The following is a 20528-nucleotide window of genomic DNA, read 5'->3' on the forward strand; positions in this document are numbered from 1 at the left end:
CCCGTCGCGCTGAAAGATGGACCCCCGCCGGCCAATGGGCCGGGGGGCGACGCAGGGCCCGCAGGCGCGACGCCGCGGGCCGCCATGCCAAGGATTTCGCATGTTCGACCATTATTACCGCAAGGACATCGCCTGGGGCGGCAAGACCCTGACCCTGGAGACGGGCAAGATCGCCCGCCAGGCCGATGGCGCGGTGATGGCCCGTCTCGGCGACACCATCGTGCTCTGCACCGTGGTCGGCGCCCGCAGCGTGAAGCCCGGCCAGGACTTCTTCCCGCTGACCGTGAACTACCAGGAGAAGGCCTTCGCCGCCGGCAAGATCCCGGGCGGCTTCTTCAAGCGCGAGGGGCGCCCGTCGGAGGCGGAGACGCTGATCTCCCGCCTGATCGACCGCCCGATCCGCCCGCTCTTCCCGGAAGGCTTCCGCAACGAGGTCCAGGTCATCGCGACGGTGCTGTCGCATGACATGGAGAACAGCCCGGACATCGTGGCGCTCGTCGGCTGCTCGGCCGCGCTGACCCTCTCGGGCATCCCCTTCTTCGGCCCGGTCGCCGCGGCGCGCGTCGCCTATATCGACGGCCAGTACGTGCTGAACCCGACGCTGGAGCAGATCAAGACCACCCAGCTCGACCTGGTCGTCGCCGGCACCGCCGAGGGCGTGCTGATGGTCGAATCGGAAGCGCATGAGCTGTCCGAGGAAGTGATGCTGGGCGCCGTGACCTTCGGCCACCAGTCCTTCCAGGCGGTGATCGAGGGCATCATCGACCTTGCCGAGAAGGCCGCGAAGGAGCCCTGGGCCCTGCCGGAGGCCGACCCGGCCGTCGCCGCGCTGAAGGCGAAGCTGGCCGAGATCGGCAGCGCGCCGATCGCCGCGGCCTACAAGGAGACCCAGAAGCTGGTCCGCCAGGGCAAGGTGGGCGAGGCCAAGAAGGCGATCCTGGCGCAGCTCTCCGAGGACGAGGCCGCGATGGCCAAGGGCCTGCTGAAGGAGCTCGAGGCCGACGTCGTCCGCAACGCCATCCTGGACACCGGCATCCGCATCGACGGCCGCGACACCAAGACGGTCCGCCCGATCGTGGCCGAGGCCGGCGTGCTGCCGCGCGCCCATGGCTCGGCGCTGTTCACCCGCGGCGAGACCCAGGCGCTCTGCGTCGCGACGCTGGGCACCGGCCAGGATGAGCAGATCATCGACCAGCTCGCGGGCGAGTACCGCGAGAACTTCATGCTGCACTACAACTTCCCGCCCTACTCGGTGAACGAGACGGGCCGGATGGGCTCGCCCGGCCGCCGCGAGATCGGCCATGGCAAGCTGGCCTGGCGCGCGATCAAGCCGCTGCTGCCGGAGAAGACCGCCTTCCCGTACACGATGCGCGTGGTCTCCGAGATCACCGAGTCGAACGGCTCCTCCTCGATGGCCACCGTCTGCGGCACCTCGCTGTCGCTGATGGATGCGGGCGCGCCGCTGAAGCGCCCCTGCGCCGGCATCGCCATGGGCCTGATCAAGGAAGACAAGGGCTTCGCCGTCCTGTCCGACATCCTGGGCGACGAGGATCACCTCGGCGACATGGACTTCAAGGTGGCCGGCACCGAGCAGGGCATCACCGCGCTGCAGATGGACATCAAGATCACGTCCATCACGCCGGAGATCATGAAGATCGCCCTCGAGCAGGCCAAGGGCGGCCGCCTGCACATCCTGGGCGAGATGGCCAAGGGCCTGTCGGGCGCCCGTTCGGACGTCGCCGGCAACGCGCCGAAGATCACCGTGATCAACGTCCCCAAGGACAAGATCCGCGAAGTGATCGGCACCGGCGGCAAGGTGATCCGCGACATCGTCGAGACCACCGGCACCAAGATCGACATCGAGGATGACGGGACGATCAAGATCGCCTCGACCAGCCCCGAGGCGACCCAGGCCGCGATCGACCGCATCAAGGGCATCACCGCCGAGGCCGAGGTCGGCTCGATCTACAACGGCACCGTGGTGAAGACCGCCGATTTCGGCGCCTTCGTGAACTTCCTCGGCGCCAAGGACGGCCTCGTCCACATCTCCGAGCTGGCCAATGAGCGCGTCGCCAAGACCACCGACATCGTCAAGCAGGGCGACAAGGTGAAGGTGAAGGTGCTGGGCTTCGACGACCGCGGCAAGGTGAAGCTGTCCATGCGGGTTGTGGATCAGGCCACGGGTGCCGATATCAGCGATCAGGTCGGCGCCCGCCGTCCGCCCCGCGAGGGCGGCGAGGGTGGCGAGGGCGAAGGCGAGTTCCGCCGCGAGCGGTCCGAGCGCCGCCCGCGTCGCGACCGCGACTGAGCGGGACGCCAAGGGTGGCCGATTGGCGCCCCTGGCTCCCCGGCCGGGCGCGATCGGCGGCCTGACGTCTTCCAAAGGAGGGGGTGAGCCCCCGTCAGCGGCTGACGCCGAAATGAAAGCCGGGGTATCGAAAGATGCTCCGGCTGGTTTATATGCCAGCAAGTATATGACGGTCTCGTGATGACCGATTTGTGGGGACGGTAGGCTGCGGTGAAGGCGATCAACGCGATCCGGATGGGCGGGGTGGATGTCCTGCCCGTCGTCGAAGGCGGCAAGGGCGTGGCCGTCTCCACGGGGGCTTCCTGTGGCGAATGGGCGGGCGCCGGCGGCGTCGGCACCTTCTCGGGCGTCAATGCCGACAGCTACGACGCCGAAGGCCAGGTGATCCGGCAGATCTATCACGGCCGCACCCGCCGCGACCGCCATGAGGAGCTGGTCGAATACGGCATCTCCGGCGGCATCACCCAGGCGCGCGAGGCCTATGAGCGGGCCAACGGCCAGGGCCGCATCCACATCAACGTGCTGTGGGAGATGGGCGGCGCCGAGCGGATCCTGCGCGGCGTGCTCGAGGGCGCCAAGGGGCTGATCAACGGTGTCACCTGCGGCGCCGGCATGCCCTACAAGCTGGCCGAGATCGCCCGCGAGTTCGGCGTCTTCTACTATCCGATCGTCTCCTCGGGCCGCGCCTTCACGGCGTTGTGGAAGCGCAGCTATTCGAAAGTCTCCGAGCTGCTGGGCGGCGTGGTCTACGAGGACCCCTGGCTGGCCGGCGGCCATAACGGGCTGTCGAACTCCGAGGACCCGAACCGGCCGGAGGCGCCCTATGACCGGGTGCTGAAGCTGCGCCAGCAGATGCGGCAGTTCGGCCTGGACGACGTGCCGATCATCATGGCCGGCGGCGTCTGGTGGCTGGAGGAATGGGAGCACTGGATCGACAATCCGGAGCTCGGCCCGATTGCCTTCCAGTTCGGCACCCGCCCGCTGCTGACCAAGGAAAGCCCGATCAGCGACAGCTGGAAGCAGCGGCTGCTGACGCTGAAGCCCGGCGACGTGCTGCTGCAGCCCTTCTCGCCGACCGGCTTCTATTCCTCGGCCGTGCGCAACGACTTCCTGCGCGACCTCGAGGCCCGCAACGAGCGGCAGGTGGCGATCAGCCCCGAGCCGGTCGGCGAGCACACCGCCGAATACGGCGTGGGCCCGCGCAAGCGGCTGGTCTGGCTGGCCCCGGGCGACCTGGAGCGGGTGCATGGCTGGGAGGCCGCCGGCTTTACCGAGGCGCTGCGCACCCCCGACAACACCCTGGTCTTCGTCACGCCCGAGAATTCGCGCGAGATCCTGAAGGACCAGACCGACTGCATGGGCTGCCTCAGCCATTGCCGCTTCTCCAACTGGACGCAGCACGGGCCGGACTACACCAACGGCAAGAAGGCCGATCCGCGGTCCTTCTGCATCCAGAAGACGCTGCAGGACATCGCCCATGACGGCGAGGTCGAGCACAACCTGATGTTTGCCGGCCACAATGCCTATCGCTTCGGCAGCGACCCCTTCTACTCCAACGGCTTCATCCCGACGGTGAAGCAGCTGGTCGAGCGGATCATGTCCGGGCGCTGAGTCACCCACGGGCCTGATCACTCAAGATTGCGTGAACGCGCCTCCGCCCAAGCGGAGGCGCGTTTCTTTTTGCCCGGATGTCGCTAGGGATGCGCCATCGAAACGAGTCCGGGGGGGTGGCGCGATGGTGCGGGCGGTCGAAGGGTTGCTGGCGCAGCCAGCGGTGGAGTTCCTGGCGCGGGTCCTGCTGACCTTCCCGTTCTGGGGCAGTGGCCTGGCCAAGCTGATCGACTTCCAGGGCGGCGTGGCCGAGATGGCGCATTTCGGCTTCAACCCGCCGGCGCTGTTCAACGTGGCGGTGATCCTGACGCAGCTTGGGGGTTCCGTGCTGATCGTGCTGAACCGCTGGACCTGGCTGGGTGCCGGGGCGCTGGCCGTCTTCACCGCGCTGACGATTCCGCTGGTGCACCGTTTCTGGGCCCTGGACGGCGAGCGCGCGATCGTCGCCTTCCACACCGCGACGGAGCATGTCGGCATGATCGGCGCGCTGGTGGTGGTGTCGATCCTGGCCGAGCGCCGCCGCCGCCATGCCGTGGGCTTGGAGTCCCGCCTCGGTCCTCAGGGCGCCAACTGACGGCGGGGTCCGGGGGGATACTATCCCCCCGGAGTCTTACTGTGGGTAGGTCAGCAACCCGACGACCGCCCCCGTCATGCAGCACGCGATATTGGCCGCGAGTAGCGCCGGCATCCCCAGCCTGACGATGTCGCTGCGCCGTTCCGGGCACATGCCCGTCATCCCCGCCAGCATAATCCCCACCGAGCCGAAGTTGCTGAAGCCGCACAGCGCATAGGTCAGGATCAGCCGGCTGCGGGCATCCAGCCCCAGCCCGCCGGAGCCGGCGAGCTCCAGATAGGCGATGAACTCGTTCAGCACGGTCTTGATGCCGAGCGAGGCGCCGATCGCCGGGATATGCTCGTCCGGCACGCCCATCAGCCAGGCGATCGGGCGGAAGACCATGCCCACCAGCCCCTGCAGGGTCCAGCCGGTGATCGGCTCCAGCGCCATGTTCACCAGGGCGACCAGCGCCACAAAGACGATCAGGCTGGCCATGACGCCCAGCAGCAGCTGCAGCCCGTCGGCGGTGCCGCGCACCACGGCTTCCATGGTGCTGTCGTAAAGGCGCGGCGCCAGCGCATCCTCGGCCACCAGCACCTGCTGGTCGGCGCCAGGCTGCGGCGGCCGCATCAGCGCGCCGACCAGCACCGAGGCGGGCGCGCTGACCAGGCTGGCCACCAGCAGCTGGCCGGCGACGTCGGGCACCACCGGCGACAGGATGCTGGCATAGACCACCATCATGTTGCCGGCGATGGTGGCCAGTCCCGCGGTCATGACGATGAACAGCTCGGACAGGCTGAGGCGGGCCAGCCAGGCGCGGATCAGCAGCGGCGCCTCGACCATGCCGACGAAGACATTGGCGGCGACCGAGAAGCCGCAGGCGCCCGACAGGCCGAAGGCGCCGCGCAGCAAGCGGGACAGCCCGCGCACCACCAGCGGCAGGATGCGCCAGTGGTAGAGCACGGCCGACAGCGCGCCGACCACCAGCACCAGCGGCAGCCCCTGGAAGAACAGCACGAAGCTGGCGTCGGGGCGCGTCTCGGCGAAGGGCAGGGGGGCGCCGCCGAGATAGCCGAAGACCAGCGACGTGCCGGCCTGGGTCGCGGTGCTCAGCGCGCCCACCGCATCGCCCAGCCAGGCGAAGCCGGCGCGGAGCACGGGGATGTGGAGCAGAGCGGCGCCGAGGGCCACCTGCAGCAGGAGGCCGGCGATCACCATCCGCCAGGGGACGGGACGGCGGCAGCCGCCGACCACCCAGGCGATCAAGGCGAGGGCCAGCAGGCCGAAGCCGCTTTGCAACTGAAGCCAACTCATCCACGCGACCCCAAACAAAAGAAAGGCCGGGGGAAGGAATTCCCCCGGACCCCCATCTTTTTTCTATTCCATGAAGATAACAGCGCTAGCTGGGCAGGCGAGGCAAATCGTCGCCCTCGTCCAGCTCCACCTGCTCGATGCGGGCGCCCGTGCGGAAGATCTTCTCGCTGCTGATGTCGATCTGGCGGATGTCGTCCTGCGCCTGGGCGAAATGGCCCTTCAGCCGCGTCACGCGCTCGGACAGGCGGCCGACATCGGCGACCAGCTTGCCCACCTCCTCCTGGATGCGGCCCGCCTGGGCCCGCATCCGCACATCCTGCATCAGCGCCCGCATCGCCGACAGCATCGCCCACAGCGTCGTCGGCGAGACGATATAGACCCGCCGCCGCTGCGCCTCATCCACGACCGCAGCGAAGCCGGTGTGCAGCTCGGCGAAGATCGCTTCCGACGGGACGAACAGGATGGCGCCCTCGGCGGTCTCGCCGGGGATCAGGTATTTCTTGGCGATGTCGTCGATGTGGCGGCGCATGTCGGTGGTGAACTGGCGGGCGGCGACCGTGCGGCTGGCCGCATCCGCGGCATCGCGCAGCGCCTGCCAGGCCTCCAGCGGGAACTTGCTGTCCACCACCACCGGCCCGGGCGGATAGGGCAGCTGGATCAGGCAGTCGCAGCGCACCCCGGTCGACAGCGTGTGCTGCCAGGCGAAGCCGTCCGGCGGCAGCCGGTCCTCGATCAGCTGGCGCAGCTGCATCTCGCCGAAGGCGCCGCGCTGCTGCTTGTTGCCCAGGATGCCGGCCAGGCTGGTCACCTGGCTGCCCAGCGCCTCCATGTTCTGCCGGGCGGCGTCGATCACTGCCAGCCGCTCATGGATCTGGCCTGCCGTCTCCTGGCTCTGCTTGGCCTGCTCGGCCAGCCGCGTCGCCAGCTTCTCGTTCTGCGCGGCCAGCGCCAGGTCCAGCCGGCGCGCGGTCTCGGCGAGCCGGTCGCCCAGCAGCCGGTCCTGCTGCGCCAGCCGGGCGGTGGTCATCTCCGCCAGACGCTCCTGCGTGCCGGCCAGCATCTCCAGCTTGCCGGCCAGCATCATGAAGCCATCGGCCGCCGGAGGAGGCGCCGAGGGGCGCCGCAGCAGCGTGAAAAAAAGAATCGCCAGGGTGATCAGCACGGCGAGCAGGGAAACGGGCAGCAGCCAGTCGGGCATTCAGTCGGGACTCCGCGTCGCTGCCCATCCTAGCGCAACGGGGAAAGGGCCGCTTGACGGTTTTCTCTCGAATATGAGAAAAATTCTCCCATGAGAGAAGATTCGGCGCCCGATGCCCTGGAAGCCCGCATTGCCACCCGGCTGGCGCAGCTGCGCGCCGAGCAGAGCCTGTCGCTGGAGACGCTGGCCGAGCGCAGCGGCATCAGCCGCGCCACCCTCTCCCGCCTGGAGCGCGGCGAGGCCAGCCCGACGGCGGCGATGCTGGGCCGCCTCTGCAGCCTCTATGGCCGCACGCTGTCGCGGCTGATGAGCGAGGTGGAGGAGGCGGCGCCCGAATTTCTGCCCGCCGCCGTCCAGGCGGTCTGGACCGATCCCCAGACCGGCTTCCGCCGCCGCATCGTCTCACCCCCCGGCCCCGGCCTGCGCGGCGAGATGCTGGAAGGCAGCCTGCCGCCGGGGGCGAGCATCGCCTATGCCGCCGCGCCGCTGCCGGGGCTGGAGCATCACCTGTGGATGCTGGACGGCGCGCTCGACCTGACCGTCGAAGGGGTGACGCACCGGATGAGCGCCGGCGATTGCCTGCGCTACCGGCTGCACGGCGCCTCCCGCTTCCAGTGCCCGGGCGAAGGCCCCGCGGCGCGCTACGTCATCGCCATCATCCAGCCCTGAGAGGCGCCTGCGCATGATCATCGAGGAACTGACCGCCGAGGGGCTGCCCGCCGCCCTGCCGCAGCTGGCCGCCCTACTGGAGGCCTGCGTCGCCGCCGGCGCCAGCATCGGCTTTCTTCACCCCATGGCGCCGGGCGAGGCGGCTGACTGGTGGCGCGGGCTGGAAGGTTCCTTGCGCGACGGTTCCCGCCGGGTGCTGCTGGCGCGGAACGGGGAGGAAATCGTCGGCACCGGCTCGCTGGCCCTGGCCGGGCTGCCCAATGGCCGGCACCGCGCCGAGGTCGCCAAGCTGATGGTCCACCCCGAGGCCCGCCGCCAGGGCATCGCCCGCCGGATCCTCGGGGCGCTGGACGGGGTCGCCCGGGAAGAGGGCCGCCACCTGCTGGTCCTGGACACCCGCGCCGGCGATTCCGGCGAACCGCTCTACCGCAGCCTGGGCTGGGTCGAGGCCGGCAGCATCCCCGGCTATGCCCTGGCCAGCGAGGGCCCGGCCGACGCGACCGTCTTCTATTATCGGGCCTTGCCGCGCTGATCCCGCCGCCAGCGCAGGAAGGCCCCCAGCAGCGCCCCCGCCAGCGCCCCCGGCGGCACCAGCGCCATGCCGGTCAGCCCGGCGACGCTGGCGCAGGGCTGGCTGCCGCAATCGCCCAGCAGCAGCACGAAGCCGATGCCCCCCAGCCCCGCCACCACGGCGCCGATGACCGAGCCGGCGATCATGCTGAGGAGATAGAGGAAGGGTGGGCTCATGCGGGCGGGTCTCCGGAACGGCAGAAGGCCGGGGGATCGCTCCCCCGGCCTCCTGGTTAGCCTGTCATCCGGCCGAGGTCAGTGGCGGAAATGCCGCATGCCGGTGAAGACCATCGCCAGCCCGGCCTCGTCGGCGGCGGCGATCACCTCGTTGTCGCGCATCGAGCCGCCCGGCTGGATCACCGCGGTGGCCCCCGCCGCCGCCGCCGCCTGCAGCCCGTCGGCGAAGGGGAAGAAGGCGTCGGAAGCGACCACCGAGCCATGCGCCAGCGGGGCTTCCAGGCCGGCGGCCTTGGCGGCCTCGGCCGACTTCCAGGCGGCGATGCGGGCGCTGTCGACCCGGCTCATCTGGCCGGCGCCGACGCCGACGGTGGAGCCGCCCTTGGCATAGACGATGGCGTTCGACTTCACGTGCTTGGCGACGCGGAAGGCGAAGATCAGGTCGGCCATCTCCTGCTCGGTCGGCGCGCGCTTGGTCACCACCTTCAGGCTGTCGGCCGAGACGCGGCCGGCATCGCGCGACTGCGCCAGGAAGCCGCCGGAGACCGAGCGGATGACGCGGCCCATCGTCGCCGGGTCGGGCAGGCCGCCGGTCAGCAGCAGGCGAAGATTCTTCTTGCGGGCGAAGATGGCCTTCGCCGCCTCGTCGGCGTCGGGGGCGACCACGACTTCGGTGAAGATCGCAGAAATCTTCTCGGCGGCGGCGGCGTCCAGCACGCGGTTGGCGGCGATGATGCCGCCGAAGGCCGAGACCGGGTCGCAGCGCAGCGCCAGGTCCCAGGCCTGGGCCAGGCTCTCGCCCTCGGAGACGCCGCAGGGATTGGCGTGCTTGACGATGACGATGGCCGGCTTGTCGAACTCGGCGACGCATTCGAAGGCGGCGTCGGTGTCGTTCAGGTTGTTGAAGGACAGCTCCTTGCCCTGCACCTGCTGCGCCGTCGCGATGCCGGGGCGGTTGCTGCCGTCGGTGTAGAAGGCGGCCTGCTGGTGCGGGTTCTCGCCATAGCGCAGGGTCTGGCGCAGCACGCCGGCCATGGCCAGGCGGGGCGGGAAGTCCTGCTCCAGCTTCTCCGCGAACCAGGTGGAGATGGCGGTGTCATAGGCGGCCGTGCGGGCGAAGGCGGCGGCGGCCAGGCGCTTGCGGGTGGCGAGGCTGGTGCCGCCCTGGGCCTCGATCTCGGCCTGCAGCGCAGCCAGCTGCCCGGGGTCGGTGACGACGGCGACGTCCTCGTGGTTCTTCGCGGCGGCGCGGGTCAGGGCCGGGCCGCCGATGTCGATCTCCTCGACCGTCTCCTCGTGCGAGGCGCCCTTCGCGACCGTCGCCTCGAAGGGGTAGAGGTTGGAGATCAGCAGGTCGATCGGCGCGATGCCGTGCTCGGCCATCTGGGCGACGTGCTTGTCATCGCCGCGGCGGCCGAGCAGGCCGCCATGGATCTGCGGCACCAGGGTCTTCACCCGGCCGTCCAGGATCTCGGGGAAGCCGGTGTGGTCGGAGACATCGACCACCGCCACGCCGTTGTCGCGCAGCAGGCGCGCGGTGCCGCCGGTGGAGAGGATCTCGACCCCGCGCCCGGCGAGGAAGCGGGCGAAGTCGAGCAGCCCGGTCTTGTCATGCACCGAAATCAGGGCGCGGCGGATGGTCACGATGTCGGCCATGGCGGTCGAACCTTCCTGCAGTCTGGTCGCGCGGGGGATAGACCCAAGCGGCGCCGGGCTCAACCAGAGGCTGCGCAGGGCTGGTCCTCAACGGTGGCGGAACAATCCGCCCGGCTCAGGGCTGTGCCGGGTCCACGCTCACCCAGAAGGTTCCCTCGAAGGGCAGGGCGGCGAAGCGGCTGTTGATCTCGGCCAGCGTCGCCGCCGGGTCGAGCGCGGGGAACAGGTCGGGGCGGCACCAGCGCGCCATGGCCTCGAAGGCCAGCAGGTTCAGCGGCACCGCGTTGAAGTGGTTCCACAGCCCGTGCAGCCGGCCATGCCGCGCCGCCGACAGGCTCGACAGCCCGGCGCCGCGCACCACCTGGGCCAGCGAGGCGCGCGACTGCTCCTGCGTGACGCCCGGGCCGATGGTGAATTCGCGGCGCGGCAGGCCGGTGGTGACATAGACCTCCGGGTCCTGCGCCAGCATGCTCTCCAGATACATCGTGCCGCCGAGGCCGGCGGGCGGCAGCACCTCGGCGCCGATGTTGCGCACGCCGAGCGCGGCCAGCAGGCTGCCCAGCCCGCCATTGTTCCAGACCCAGCAGCAGTCGGTGCTGCCGCCGAAGGCCTGCAGGATGACGCGGGGGCGCGGCTCCGGCCTTGCCGCGACCTTGGCGCGGATGGCGGCGACGCGCTGCTCGTAGAAGGTGGAAAAGGCCTCGGCCTGCGCCTCGCGGCCGATCGCCTGGCCGAGTGCGCGCATGCTGCGCGGCGTGTTGGCCAGCGGGTCGTCGCTGAAGTTCAGCACCAGCGTCGGGATGCCGGCATCCTGCAGCCGCTGGATCACCAGCCGGCCGGTGTCGCTCCAGTAGTGCCAGCCGCTCATCAGCGCGAGGTCGGGCGCGGCCGAGAGCGCATGCTCCAGCGACAGGCCGGCGGCGTTGTTGTCGCCGATCAGCGGCAGGGTGGCGAGGCGGGGGAAGCGGCGCTCGAAAGCCTCGGCCATGGGCGGGTTGACCCGCTTCAGGTCGTTGGCCCAGGCGACGACCAGGCTGACCGGGTCGGGATGCAGCAGCGAGAGCGGGATCAGGTTGAAGCCGCTGCCCAGCAGGATGCGGCCCGGCGGGCGCGCGATGGTGACGGTCCGCCCGGCGGCGTCGACCACCTGGCGCGGCCAGGACGCAGCGGCGGCAGTTCCGGCGGCGCTCTGCGCGGCGGCGGGGGGCGCCGGGGCGCAGAGCAATGCCAGCAGCGCGCCGTGGGCTTGGAGGAGGCGACGGCGCCGCATGCCGGGGATGTGGCGCGAATGAGAATGAGTGTCAACAACGGCGCCGGTATGACGGATCCGTGAAAAAAGCTGGTCGGGTCCGGCGGTCATGCGGGCGGGAATCCTGGCGGGTCGGGCGGCCGGCAGAGTGCCCTCCGGCGCGGCGTGTGACCAGTCCCGCCGGCTGGCGCAAACGTGTCGGGCGCGTCACGGGAAGGTGTCGGCGGATGCCTCGCTTCCGCCATGGGGGGCGGCATGATCCGGACCCGTCACAGCTGCCAGGAACCCCGCCCGATGCGCCTCGTCCTCCTGTCCCTGCTGGCGGCCGGCCTCGCCGCGCCCGCTGCCCGCGCCCAGATGGAAATCGGCCCGCAGGTGCTGCCCAACAACTACGTGCTGCAGAGCCAATTGCAGCGCGACCTGTTCGAGCGGGCCACCGGCAACCAGGGCGCGGCTCCCACCCAGGCTCCGAACCAGGCGGCGCCGACGCCCGCGCCGGTTCCTGCACCGGCTCCTGCACCGGCGCCCTCCACGGGGGGCGGCGGGATGTTCGGCCTGCCGCTGGCGCCGCAGGGGGCCGCGCCGCAGGCGGCGGCGCCCGGGGCGGGGATGGTCACCACCTACCAGGCCTCGCCCGAGGTGACGCAGCGGGTGCGGGAGCAGTTCCTGGGCTGGGTGCAGCAGCGCTCGGGTGCCGAGACGGCCGGGCAGATGCGCCAGGTGATGCAGCAGCAGGACGTGCTGGCGCTGTGGGCGCAGCAGATGGCGGCGGACGGGCTGAAGCCCGGCGACGTGGTCGATGCGCTGACCGCCTATTGGGTGCAGAACTGGCAGATGGCGCATGGGGTGGAGAACACCACGCCGGCGCAGGTGATGGGGGTGCGGGCGCAGGTGGCGCCGCTGCTGGCGCGCAACGAGGCTTTCGGCAGGATGAACGATGCGCAGCGGCAGGAGATGGCCGAGATGTTCATCTACAACCAGTTCCTGCAGGGCAGCGCCTGGGTGATGGCCGGCCAGCAGAACAATCCGGCCTTGAAGGCGCAGCTGGGCGAGGCCGCGGTGCAGCGTTTCCGCACCGAGATGAACATCGACCTGAAGGCACTGCAGCTGACCGACCGCGGCTTCGTCAAGCGCAGCTGAAGAAAGGCGGGGTCCGGGGGGATACTATCCCCCCGGCGGGGGCTTGGGGGCAGCGCCCCCATGCTTACTTTCTTCAGTGGGCCTCGGCCCAGTTGGCCCCGAACCCGATCTCGGCCTTCAGCGGAACCCGCAGCTCGGCGACGCCTTCCATGACGCTGCGGACGCATTCGGCGGTGGCGGTGACCTCGCCCTGCGGCACCTCGAACAGAAGTTCGTCATGCACCTGCAGCAGCATGCGGGCCGAGAGGTTGGCGGCCTTCAGCGCCGCCGGCATGCGCACCATCGCCCGCTTGATGATCTCGGCGGCGCCGCCCTGGAAGGGGGCGTTGATGGCGGCGCGCTCGGCATTGCCGCGGCGGGCCTGCTCCTTGGCCTGGATGCCGTCGATCCAGAGGCGGCGGCCGAAGGGCGTCATGACGTAGCCGGTCTCGCGGGCTTCCGACTTCAGCCGCTCCATCTCTTCCAGGATGCCGGGGTACTGGGAGAAATAGGCATCGATGATGCCGCGCGCCTCGCCGGGGGAGATGCCCAGGCGGGCGGCCAGGCCAAAGGCCGACATGCCGTAGATGATGCCGAAGTTGATGGTCTTGGCGCGGCGGCGGGCTTCCTTGTCCACCTGGTCGCGCGGCAGGCCGAAGATGTCGGAGGCCGTGCGGCTGTGGATGTCCTCGCCCTTCTCGAAGGCGTCGCGCAGGGACGGAACATCGGCCAGGTGGGCGAGCAGGCGCAGCTCGATCTGGGAATAGTCGGCCGCCAGCAGGACATGGCCGGGTTCCGCCACGAAGGCGCGGCGGATGCGCACGCCTTCCTCGGAGCGGATCGGGATGTTCTGCAGGTTCGGCTCGGTCGAGGACAGGCGCCCGGTCGAGGTGATGGCCATGGAGAAATCGGTGTGGACGCGGCGGTCGCGCGGGTCGATCTGCGCGGCGAGCCCTTCCACATAGGTCGATTTCAGCTTGGCCAGCTGGCGCCAGTTGATCACCTGGCGCGGCAGCTCGTGGCCGCGGGCGGCCAGGTCCTCGAGCACGGCAGCATCCGTGCCCCAGGCGCCGGCCTTGCCGCGCTTGCCGCCCGGCAGCTTCTGCTCGTCGAACAGGATTTCGCCGAGCTGCTTGGGGGAACCCACGTTGAACGGCTTGCCGGCGAGCTCGTGGATCTGCTTCTCCAGCGTCGCCATGCGCTGGGTGAAATCCTCGCCGATGCGGGCCAGCTCGGCGCCGTCGACCTTGATGCCGGCCAGCTCCATCTCGCGCAGCACGGCGACCATGCGGCGCTCCACCTGCTCGTAGAGCGCCAGCGACTTCTGCGGCAGCAGCTTCGGGCGCAGCGCCTGCCACAGCCGCAGCGTGACGTCGGCATCCTCGGCGGCATAGGCGGTCGCCTTGTCCAGCGCCACCTGGGTGAAGGGGATGCGGGCGCGGCCGGTGCCGGTGACCTCGTCATAGGAGACGGGGCGATGGCCGAGATGGCGCAGCGACAGCTCGTCCATGCCATGGCCGTGGCGGCCGGCATCCATGCTGTAGGAGATCAGCATGGTGTCGTCGACGGGGGAGAGCTGGAGCGCGCCATGCTCGGCACGGCCCAGCACCTCGAGGTCGAACTTGGCGTTGTGCAGGATCTTGAGGACCGACGGATCGGCCAGCAGCGGCCGCAGGGCCTCCACCGCCTGGTCCTGGGTCATCTGCGGCGGCGCGACGGGGGCCTCCTGCAGCATGTCGCCGGTGCCGGGCGGCGGGCCGTGGCGCAGCGGGATGTAGCAGGCGCGGCCCGGCGCCACGGCCAGCGAGATGCCGACCAGGTTGGCGTTCAGCGCGTCCAGCCCGTCGGTCTCGGTGTCGATGGCGAGCAGGCCGGAAGCCTGCGCCTTGGCGACCCAGCCGGCCAGCTGGGCGGGGTCGGCGATCGTCTCATAGGGGCCGAAAGGCGCGGCCTCGGTCGAGACCGGCTCGGGCGCGGCGGCCTCAGGCTGCAGGCCGGGAAGCTGGAAAGCCTGGCGCGGGCGGCTGACAGGTGCCGATTCAGGGGCGGTGTCGCCGTCCAGGCCCATGCGGTGCAGCATCGAGCGGAAGCCCTGCTCGCGCAGGAAGCCGGACAGGCGCGTGGGCTCCGGCGCGCGGGCCAGCAGCGCGTCGATCGGCGAGGGCAGCGGGCAGTTCTCGTCCAGCAGCACCAGGCGGCGGCTGATGCGGGCCAGCTCGGCATTGGCCAGCAGCGCCTCGCGCCGCTTCGGCTGCTTGATCTTGTCGGCGGCGGCCAGCAGGCCTTCCAGGTCGCCGTATTCCAGGATCAGCTGGGCGGCGGTCTTGATGCCGATGCCGGGCACGCCGGGGACGTTGTCGGTGCTGTCGCCGGCCAGGGCCTGGACGTCGACCACCTTGTCCGGGGTGACGCCGAACTTCTCCAGCACCTCGGGCTCGCGGATCGGCTTCTGCTTGATCGGGTCCAGCAGCTGCACGCCGGGGCGGACCAGCTGCATCAGGTCCTTGTCGGAGGAGACCACGGTGACCTGCCCGCCGGTCTCGACGAAGGCCTTGGCGTAGCCCGCGATCAGGTCGTCGGCCTCGAAGCCGTCCAGCTCGACGCCGGCGACGCCGAAGGCCGCGGTGGCCTCGCGGATCAGCGCGAATTGCGGCACCAGCTCCGGCGGCGGCTCGGGGCGGTGCGCCTTGTAGTCGGGGTAGAAATCGCTGCGGAAGGTCTTCCGCGAGCTGTCGAAGACGACCGCGATGTGGCTGCCGACATGCTTGGTCAGGAACTGGCCCAGCATGTTGGAGAAGCCGAAGACCGCATTGACCGGCACGCCGTCCGGCCGGGTCATCGGCGGCAGGGCGTGGAAGGCGCGGAAGATATAGCCCGAGCCGTCGATCAGGATCAGGTGCGGCTGCGTCTCGGCCGTGGCGCCGCTGCCGGCGGCGGCGTTGGGCGCCGCCCCGTCCAGCAGGTCGGCGGCCGCCGGGACCTCAGTGATGGTCGCCGCCACCGGCACCGTCCTGCAGGATGAAGGTGCGCGAGCAATAGGGGCAGGTGACCTGCTTGTCCTCGATGCGCAGCGAGACGCTGGGATGGCCGAGCGCGCCGCCGCCGCCGTCGCAGGCGATGACCCGGCTGGTCACTTCCAGCGTGTCGACCGGCGTCACGCCGGGGGTGGCTTTCGGGGTGTAGCCCGTGAGGTTCGGATCGCGCATCGGGGGGAGGTCCCGTCATCTGGCCAGTAGGGCCCCGGACCATAAAGGCAGCGCCGCCCGGCCGCCAGGGTTGACACCATTCTTGGCGGGGGCGGGCCCGCGCAAGCAGAGGCTTGGCGCTTGTTGCGATTTTGCAGCGAGCCATTGCGGCGCAGGCTTCGGCAAGGCTATGGCATTGAAGATGCTGCACCGCACCCGCCGCGCCGCCCGCACCCTGGCCCCCGCCGCCTTGCTGGGCGCTGCCTTGCTGGGAGCGGTTGCCTGCGCGCCGCGGGTCCAGCCCGCCGGCCCCGCCATCGGCACCCCCCTGCTGCAGGAGGAAGCCATCCTGGCCGCCGACGGCGCCTTGCTGAAGCTGCGCCGGCGCGACCCGCCGACAGGGGTGCCGGTGCGGGCGGTGCTGCTGGCGCTGCATGGCTTCAACGACCATTCCGGCAATTTCCTGCAGGACGGCTTCGGCCGCCTGGCCGAGGGCGGGGTGCTGACCTACGCCTATGACCAGCGCGGCTTCGGCGCCTCGCCCGGGCGGACGCTCTGGGCCGGGGCGGAGAGCATGGCGGCGGATGCGGCGACCGCGCTCCGGCTGCTGCGCGCCCGCTATCCGGAGACGCCGCTGTTCCTGATCGGCGAGAGCATGGGCGCCTCGGTCGCCGTGCTGGCGGCGACCGCCCAGCCGCTGCCGGTCGACGGCATGATGCTGATGGCCCCCGCCTTCTGGTCGCGCGCCGAGATCGGGCCGGTCGCCGTCGGCGCCTTCTGGCTGCTGGCGCATACCCTGCCGGCGCTGGCCTTCCCGCCGGGCGCCGGCGACATCGTCGCCAGCGACAACATGGAGGCGCTGCGCCGCTTCGGCCGCGACCCGCTGACCATCAAGGACACCCGGATCGACGCCGCCTGGGGGCTGCTGGACCTGATGGACCGGGCCAGCCTGAACCTGCCCGGCTGCTGCGGCGTGCCGACCCTGGTGCTGCAGGGGGCGAAGGACCGCGTGGTGCCGCCCTCGGTGACCCAGGGCCAGCTGGCGCAGATGCGGCCCGACACGCGGCTGGCGCGCTACCCGGACGGGCTGCACCTGCTGCTGCGCGACAGCATCCGCGACCGGGTGGCCGACGATATCCTTGCGTGGATGGCCGCGACCCGGGCACCGCTGCCCTCCGGCGCCGACCAGGTGGGCGCCGCCTGGCTGGGACGGCCGGTGGAGCCCGCCCCGTCGCTGGCCGGCCCCGCCGAGGTGGCGCGGGCGCCGGGGGGTTAGGAGGGGCGGCTAGCCCTTCCGCCGGTAGCGCAGCTCCAGCGTGCCGCTGTCGAAGGCGCGGTGCTCTTCCAGTTGCCAGTCGTCCAGCCGGTCATCCTCGGCGAAGAGGCGACGCCCGCCGCCGACGGTGACCGGGAAGATCATCAGCCGCACTTCGTCGATAAGGCCCCCCGCCAGCAGCGCCTGGGCCAGGCGGCGGCTGCCGCACAGGAGAAGAGAACCCTCGGCCGAGGCCTTCAGCGCGGCGATGGCCGGCAGCAGCGGCCCCTCGACCCGCTGCGCGCCATGCCAGTCCAGCGGCGCGGGGTCGCGGGTGACGACGTGTTTCGGCATGGCGTTCATCCGCTCGGCGAAGGCGCCGTCGCGCGACGACCAGCCCTCCCGGAAGGACTCGTAGGTCACGCGGCCGAGCAGCAGGGCGCCGGCCGCCTCGGCCTCGGCCTGCTTGTGGGCGACCTCGGCCTCGCCCATGCAGCGGCCGGCCCAGCCGGTATGCGGATGGCCGGGCTCGCCGCCCGGGGCCTCCATCACACCGTCGAGCGTCAGCAGCGTGGTCAGGATGATCTCGGCCATTCTTCTCCCCCCGTCCCCTTTGGGTGCAGATCGATACCATGCGACGCGGCGCCGGCGGCGGCGAGACCGGCCAAGCCGCGGATCGCCCTGGACAATCCGTGCATCGGTCCGGGGGCGGCTTGACCCGGGTATGGGGCTTTGTGACGCTCGCCGCTTCCCCCTCCCGCCAGGAGACCGCCGGTGGCCCGCACCCTGATTCGCGCCTCGCATATCATCGCCTACCAGGATGGCGGGCACCGCCACCTGAAGGACGGCGTGGTGGTCTATGAGAACGACACCATCATCCATGTCGGCCGCGACTTCGAGGGCCCCGTCGACCACACCATCGACGCCACCGGCAAGCTGGTCACTCCGGGCTTCATCAACACCCATGCCCATCTGTCGGAAAGCCCGCTCGACAAGAGCTTCGTCGAGGATCGCGGCCCGCGGCAATTCTACCTCTCCGGGTTGTTCGAGTTCCTGACCGCCCGCGACGGCGCCATCACCGACGCCGCCCGCCGCGCCTGCATCGCCTATTCGATGCCCGAGCTGCTGCGCACCGGCACCACCACCATCATGGAGATCGGCTGGCATGGCGACGTGGTCGCCGAGCATGCCGAGCGCGTCGGCCTGCGCGCCTATATCGGCCAGGGCTACCGCTCCGGCCGCTGGCTGACCGCGAATGGCCGCACGGTGGAATACGAATGGCTGGCGGATGACGGGCTGGCCGGCTTCAACGACGCCGTCGCCTTCGTCGAGAAGGTGGAAGGCCGCGCCAATGGCCGCATCAAGGGCTTCCTGACGCCGATGCAGGTCGACACCTGCTCGGAGGCGCTGCTGAAGCGCTCGGCCGATGCGTCGCGCGACATGAAGCTGCCGCTGGCGCTGCATGTGTCGCAGTCGGTGCCCGAGTTCCACGAGATGACCCGCCGCAACGGCTGCACGCCGATCGAGTGGCTGCAGAAGATCGGCTTCCTGTCGGAGCGCTGCATCCTCGGCCACTGCATCATCCCGGGCGAGAGCAGCTGGGCCAACTACCAGGCCGACGACATCGGCATCCTGGCCGACAGCGGCGCCAACGTGGCGCATGCCGTCTGGGTCTTCGCCCGCCGCGGCATCGCCATGGAGAGCTTCGCCCGCTACCAGGCGCGCGGGGTCAACATGACCATCGCCACCGACACCTGCCCGCAGAGCATGATCGAGGCGATGCGCTGGACCTCGGTCTGCTCGAAGATCGTCGACCGCCGCACCCAGGTCGCGACCGCCGCCGACGTGTTCAACGCCGCGACCCTGAACGGCGCCAAGGCGCTGGGCCGCGAAGACATCGGCCGCGTCAGCGTCGGCGCCAAGGCCGACCTGCTGATCTGGCAAGGCGAGAGCATGTTCATGACCCCGCTGCGCGACCCCATCCGCAACCTGGTCTTCTCGGCGACGGCGGAAGACCTGCAAACCTCGATCATCGACGGCCGCGTCGTCATGGAGAACGGCATCGTCCCCGGCTACGACCCCATCGAGCTGGGCCGCGAAGTCCAGAAGGGCGCCGAGGCCATGTGGGCCGGGATGAAGGAACGCGACTGGGCCGGGCGCGACATCGAGACGCTGTCGCCGTCGTCGTTCCCGGCTTTTGCGAGGTGAAGAGAAGGCAGAGGAAGGCTGGGAGAATGAATTCTCCCAGACCCTCTTCTTTTTTCTGATGACCGGCCGTTGCCGGGCCTGCGCCCCACCACGAGCGAGATCAGGGCCTCACGGCGGGACGTATTTTCATGAAATCAGCGCACCCTCAAAGGTCGCGCTGCTGCCGGGCCGTTTCACGTACTGTCGTCACGTGGACACGGCAGTCTGACAGAAAAAAGAAGGGGTCCAGGGGAATTCATTCCCCTGGCCTGCCCGGACTCTAATTGCTGTTAGACCGCTTTCTTTCACCGTTCCGGTGCAGAAGGAACTCGCGTCCCAGCTTTACCCGGGCGACCCCATCGTAAGAGACGATATCCGCCGTGGCGTAGGTTTCGCTCCAGGTGTTGGGGATGAAGCTGCCGGTGCCGACCACGTCGACCGGGGCCTTGGCTTCGTTCATCACCCGGCACTTGGTCACCCCGAAGCCCGAGGAGGCCACGATCTTGACCTTGGGGAAGCCGGCCTCGTCCATCGCTTCGCGGATGCGCCAGATGGCCGCGGCGGAGACGCCGGTGCCGACCAGGTGGCGCAGCTCAGTCTCGGAGCGGTAGCGGCGGATGGCGCCGGGGACGTGGCGCTCGAGCACCGCGTAGGAGGCGGCGGGGTCGAGGCCTTCGAGGAAGCGGCCGCCATGGGTGTCCAGGCGGACCGACAGGCGGCCTGCCGCGGCGAGTTCGGGGAAGCGCTGGCAGACGCCGAGGGTGTCGGTGACCTCGCGGCCGAAATAGTCGACCAGGACGGTCAGCGCCTCGTCCGGGAAGGTCTCGTGGAACATCTCGGCGGCGCGGACGGTGCTGCGGGCATAGCCGATCAGGGCATGCGGCATGGTGCCGAAGCCGCGGGGCTGGCCGAACCAATGCGCCGTCGAGTCATTGGCGTTGCCGACGAAGCCCTTGGCGCCTTCGCGCTGGGCGGCGGCGCTGCCGACGGCGGCGGCATAGGCCATCATTTCCTGCATCTCGGCGCCGGCGCAGTGCCGGGCCTCCATGGCGAGGAAGGCGGCGCCGGGCAGCTCCAGGCACATCTGGTAGGCGTTGTGGGCAGCGACGCAGGGCGGGCCCAGCTTCTGCAGGTAGAGCGTCTCGAGGTCGGCGAGCTCGGTGAAGGACCCGGTCAGGTAGAGCAGCGGGTCGCCGGCGCCGACCCACTCGCCCTCCTTGTGCATCAGCTCGATCTCGATCGAGGTGCCGCGGGCGGCGGCGACCTTGGTCAGCCAGTCGATCATCAGCCGCGGGGCGGAGACGACGGGGCGGCGCAGGAAGACCGCATAGGTGACGCGGGCATCGCCGAAGCGCTGCACGATGGCCTTGGTGCGGTTGAAATAGGCGTCGGTCTGGCGGGAGATCTCCTGATCCCCCACCGGACCTGCCGCCGCGTGGTTCTCCCGCGGCGGCGTTCCATCCATCACTGCGCC

17 protein-coding genes are annotated in these 20528 nt (G+C 70.4%); 8 read left to right on the forward strand and 9 right to left on the reverse strand.

Annotation, left to right across the window (positions count from 1 at the left end):
* The first annotated feature begins 100 nt into the window (after window positions 1-100).
* The 3 genes from pnp to BKE38_RS09745 all read left to right on the forward strand — a co-directional run bounded on the left by pnp (window position 101) and on the right by BKE38_RS09745 (window position 4493).
* Complete coding sequence (gene pnp, locus BKE38_RS09735) at window positions 101-2308, forward strand: polyribonucleotide nucleotidyltransferase (RefSeq protein ID WP_076957122.1); 2208 nt, start codon at window positions 101-103, stop codon at window positions 2306-2308.
* Between the two features lie 210 nt (window positions 2309-2518).
* Window positions 2519-3919 (forward strand): NAD(P)H-dependent flavin oxidoreductase, encoded by a 1401-nt coding sequence (locus BKE38_RS09740; protein WP_076957123.1) that lies wholly within the window; start codon window positions 2519-2521, stop codon window positions 3917-3919.
* A gap of 124 nt (window positions 3920-4043) precedes the next feature.
* Complete coding sequence (locus BKE38_RS09745) at window positions 4044-4493, forward strand: DoxX family protein (RefSeq protein WP_076957124.1); 450 nt, start codon at window positions 4044-4046, stop codon at window positions 4491-4493.
* 36 nt (window positions 4494-4529) lie between these two features.
* Here BKE38_RS09745 and BKE38_RS09750 read toward each other — a convergent pair whose 3' ends face one another.
* Both BKE38_RS09750 and BKE38_RS09755 read right to left on the reverse strand, forming a co-directional pair.
* Window positions 4530-5789, reverse strand: coding sequence for a NupC/NupG family nucleoside CNT transporter (locus BKE38_RS09750; protein WP_076957125.1), 1260 nt, complete (start codon window positions 5787-5789; stop codon window positions 4530-4532).
* A gap of 85 nt (window positions 5790-5874) precedes the next feature.
* Window positions 5875-6987, reverse strand: coding sequence for a DNA recombination protein RmuC (locus BKE38_RS09755; RefSeq protein WP_076957126.1), 1113 nt, complete (start codon window positions 6985-6987; stop codon window positions 5875-5877).
* 90 nt (window positions 6988-7077) lie between these two features.
* On the opposite strand from BKE38_RS09755, the gene BKE38_RS09760 reads away from it, so the two are divergent.
* Both BKE38_RS09760 and BKE38_RS09765 read left to right on the forward strand, forming a co-directional pair.
* Window positions 7078-7656: a helix-turn-helix domain-containing protein gene (locus BKE38_RS09760; RefSeq protein ID WP_076957127.1), complete on the forward strand. Its 579-nt coding sequence runs from the start codon at window positions 7078-7080 to the stop codon at window positions 7654-7656.
* A 13-nt stretch (window positions 7657-7669) separates the two neighbouring features.
* On the forward strand, window positions 7670-8188 hold the full coding sequence (locus tag BKE38_RS09765) for a GNAT family N-acetyltransferase (RefSeq protein ID WP_076957128.1): 519 nt from the start codon (window positions 7670-7672) through the stop codon (window positions 8186-8188).
* On the opposite strand, the gene BKE38_RS09770 is transcribed toward BKE38_RS09765, so the two are convergent.
* The 3 genes from BKE38_RS09770 to BKE38_RS09780 form a co-directional block, all read right to left on the reverse strand.
* On the reverse strand, window positions 8167-8403 hold the full coding sequence (locus BKE38_RS09770; RefSeq protein ID WP_076957129.1) for a hypothetical protein: 237 nt from the start codon (window positions 8401-8403) through the stop codon (window positions 8167-8169). The two genes, BKE38_RS09765 and BKE38_RS09770, sit on opposite strands and share 22 nt — an antisense overlap.
* Window positions 8404-8481: 78 nt before the next feature.
* On the reverse strand, window positions 8482-10059 hold the full coding sequence (gene purH, locus BKE38_RS09775) for a bifunctional phosphoribosylaminoimidazolecarboxamide formyltransferase/IMP cyclohydrolase (RefSeq protein WP_076957130.1): 1578 nt from the start codon (window positions 10057-10059) through the stop codon (window positions 8482-8484).
* 115 nt (window positions 10060-10174) lie between these two features.
* Window positions 10175-11329: an ABC transporter substrate-binding protein gene (locus BKE38_RS09780; RefSeq protein WP_076957131.1), complete on the reverse strand. Its 1155-nt coding sequence runs from the start codon at window positions 11327-11329 to the stop codon at window positions 10175-10177.
* Between the two features lie 273 nt (window positions 11330-11602).
* On the opposite strand from BKE38_RS09780, the gene BKE38_RS32800 reads away from it, so the two are divergent.
* Window positions 11603-12448, forward strand: coding sequence for a DUF6683 family protein (locus tag BKE38_RS32800; protein ID WP_076957132.1), 846 nt, complete (start codon window positions 11603-11605; stop codon window positions 12446-12448).
* 73 nt (window positions 12449-12521) lie between these two features.
* Here BKE38_RS32800 and polA read toward each other — a convergent pair whose 3' ends face one another.
* Window positions 12522-15386 (reverse strand): DNA polymerase I, encoded by a 2865-nt coding sequence (gene polA / locus BKE38_RS09790; protein ID WP_076957161.1) that lies wholly within the window; start codon window positions 15384-15386, stop codon window positions 12522-12524.
* A gap of 22 nt (window positions 15387-15408) precedes the next feature.
* Complete coding sequence (locus BKE38_RS09795; RefSeq protein WP_106409178.1) at window positions 15409-15633, reverse strand: zinc-finger domain-containing protein; 225 nt, start codon at window positions 15631-15633, stop codon at window positions 15409-15411.
* Between the two features lie 181 nt (window positions 15634-15814).
* On the opposite strand from BKE38_RS09795, the gene BKE38_RS09800 reads away from it, so the two are divergent.
* Window positions 15815-16888 carry an alpha/beta fold hydrolase gene (locus BKE38_RS09800; protein ID WP_165694154.1) on the forward strand — a complete coding sequence of 358 codons (1074 nt, stop codon included), beginning with the start codon at window positions 15815-15817 and terminating at the stop codon, window positions 16886-16888.
* A gap of 9 nt (window positions 16889-16897) precedes the next feature.
* Here the strand turns inward: BKE38_RS09800 and BKE38_RS09805 are convergent, their stop codons facing one another.
* Window positions 16898-17461 (reverse strand): dihydrofolate reductase family protein, encoded by a 564-nt coding sequence (locus BKE38_RS09805; protein ID WP_076957134.1) that lies wholly within the window; start codon window positions 17459-17461, stop codon window positions 16898-16900.
* Window positions 17462-17641: 180 nt separating this feature from the next.
* Between BKE38_RS09805 and BKE38_RS09810 the strand changes: the two genes are divergently transcribed.
* A complete protein-coding gene (locus tag BKE38_RS09810) occupies window positions 17642-19075 on the forward strand; it encodes a chlorohydrolase family protein (RefSeq protein WP_076957135.1) in 1434 nt (477 codons plus the stop codon).
* A 259-nt stretch (window positions 19076-19334) separates the two neighbouring features.
* Here BKE38_RS09810 and BKE38_RS09815 read toward each other — a convergent pair whose 3' ends face one another.
* The gene (locus tag BKE38_RS09815; protein ID WP_076957162.1) at window positions 19335-20519 is read right to left on the reverse strand and encodes a beta/alpha barrel domain-containing protein; all 1185 of its coding nucleotides are present in this window, start codon (window positions 20517-20519) and stop codon (window positions 19335-19337) included.
* Window positions 20520-20528 lie beyond the last annotated feature (9 nt).

This window comes from Teichococcus deserti (assembly GCF_001982615.1).
Taxonomy (GTDB): domain Bacteria; phylum Pseudomonadota; class Alphaproteobacteria; order Acetobacterales; family Acetobacteraceae; genus Pseudoroseomonas; species Pseudoroseomonas deserti.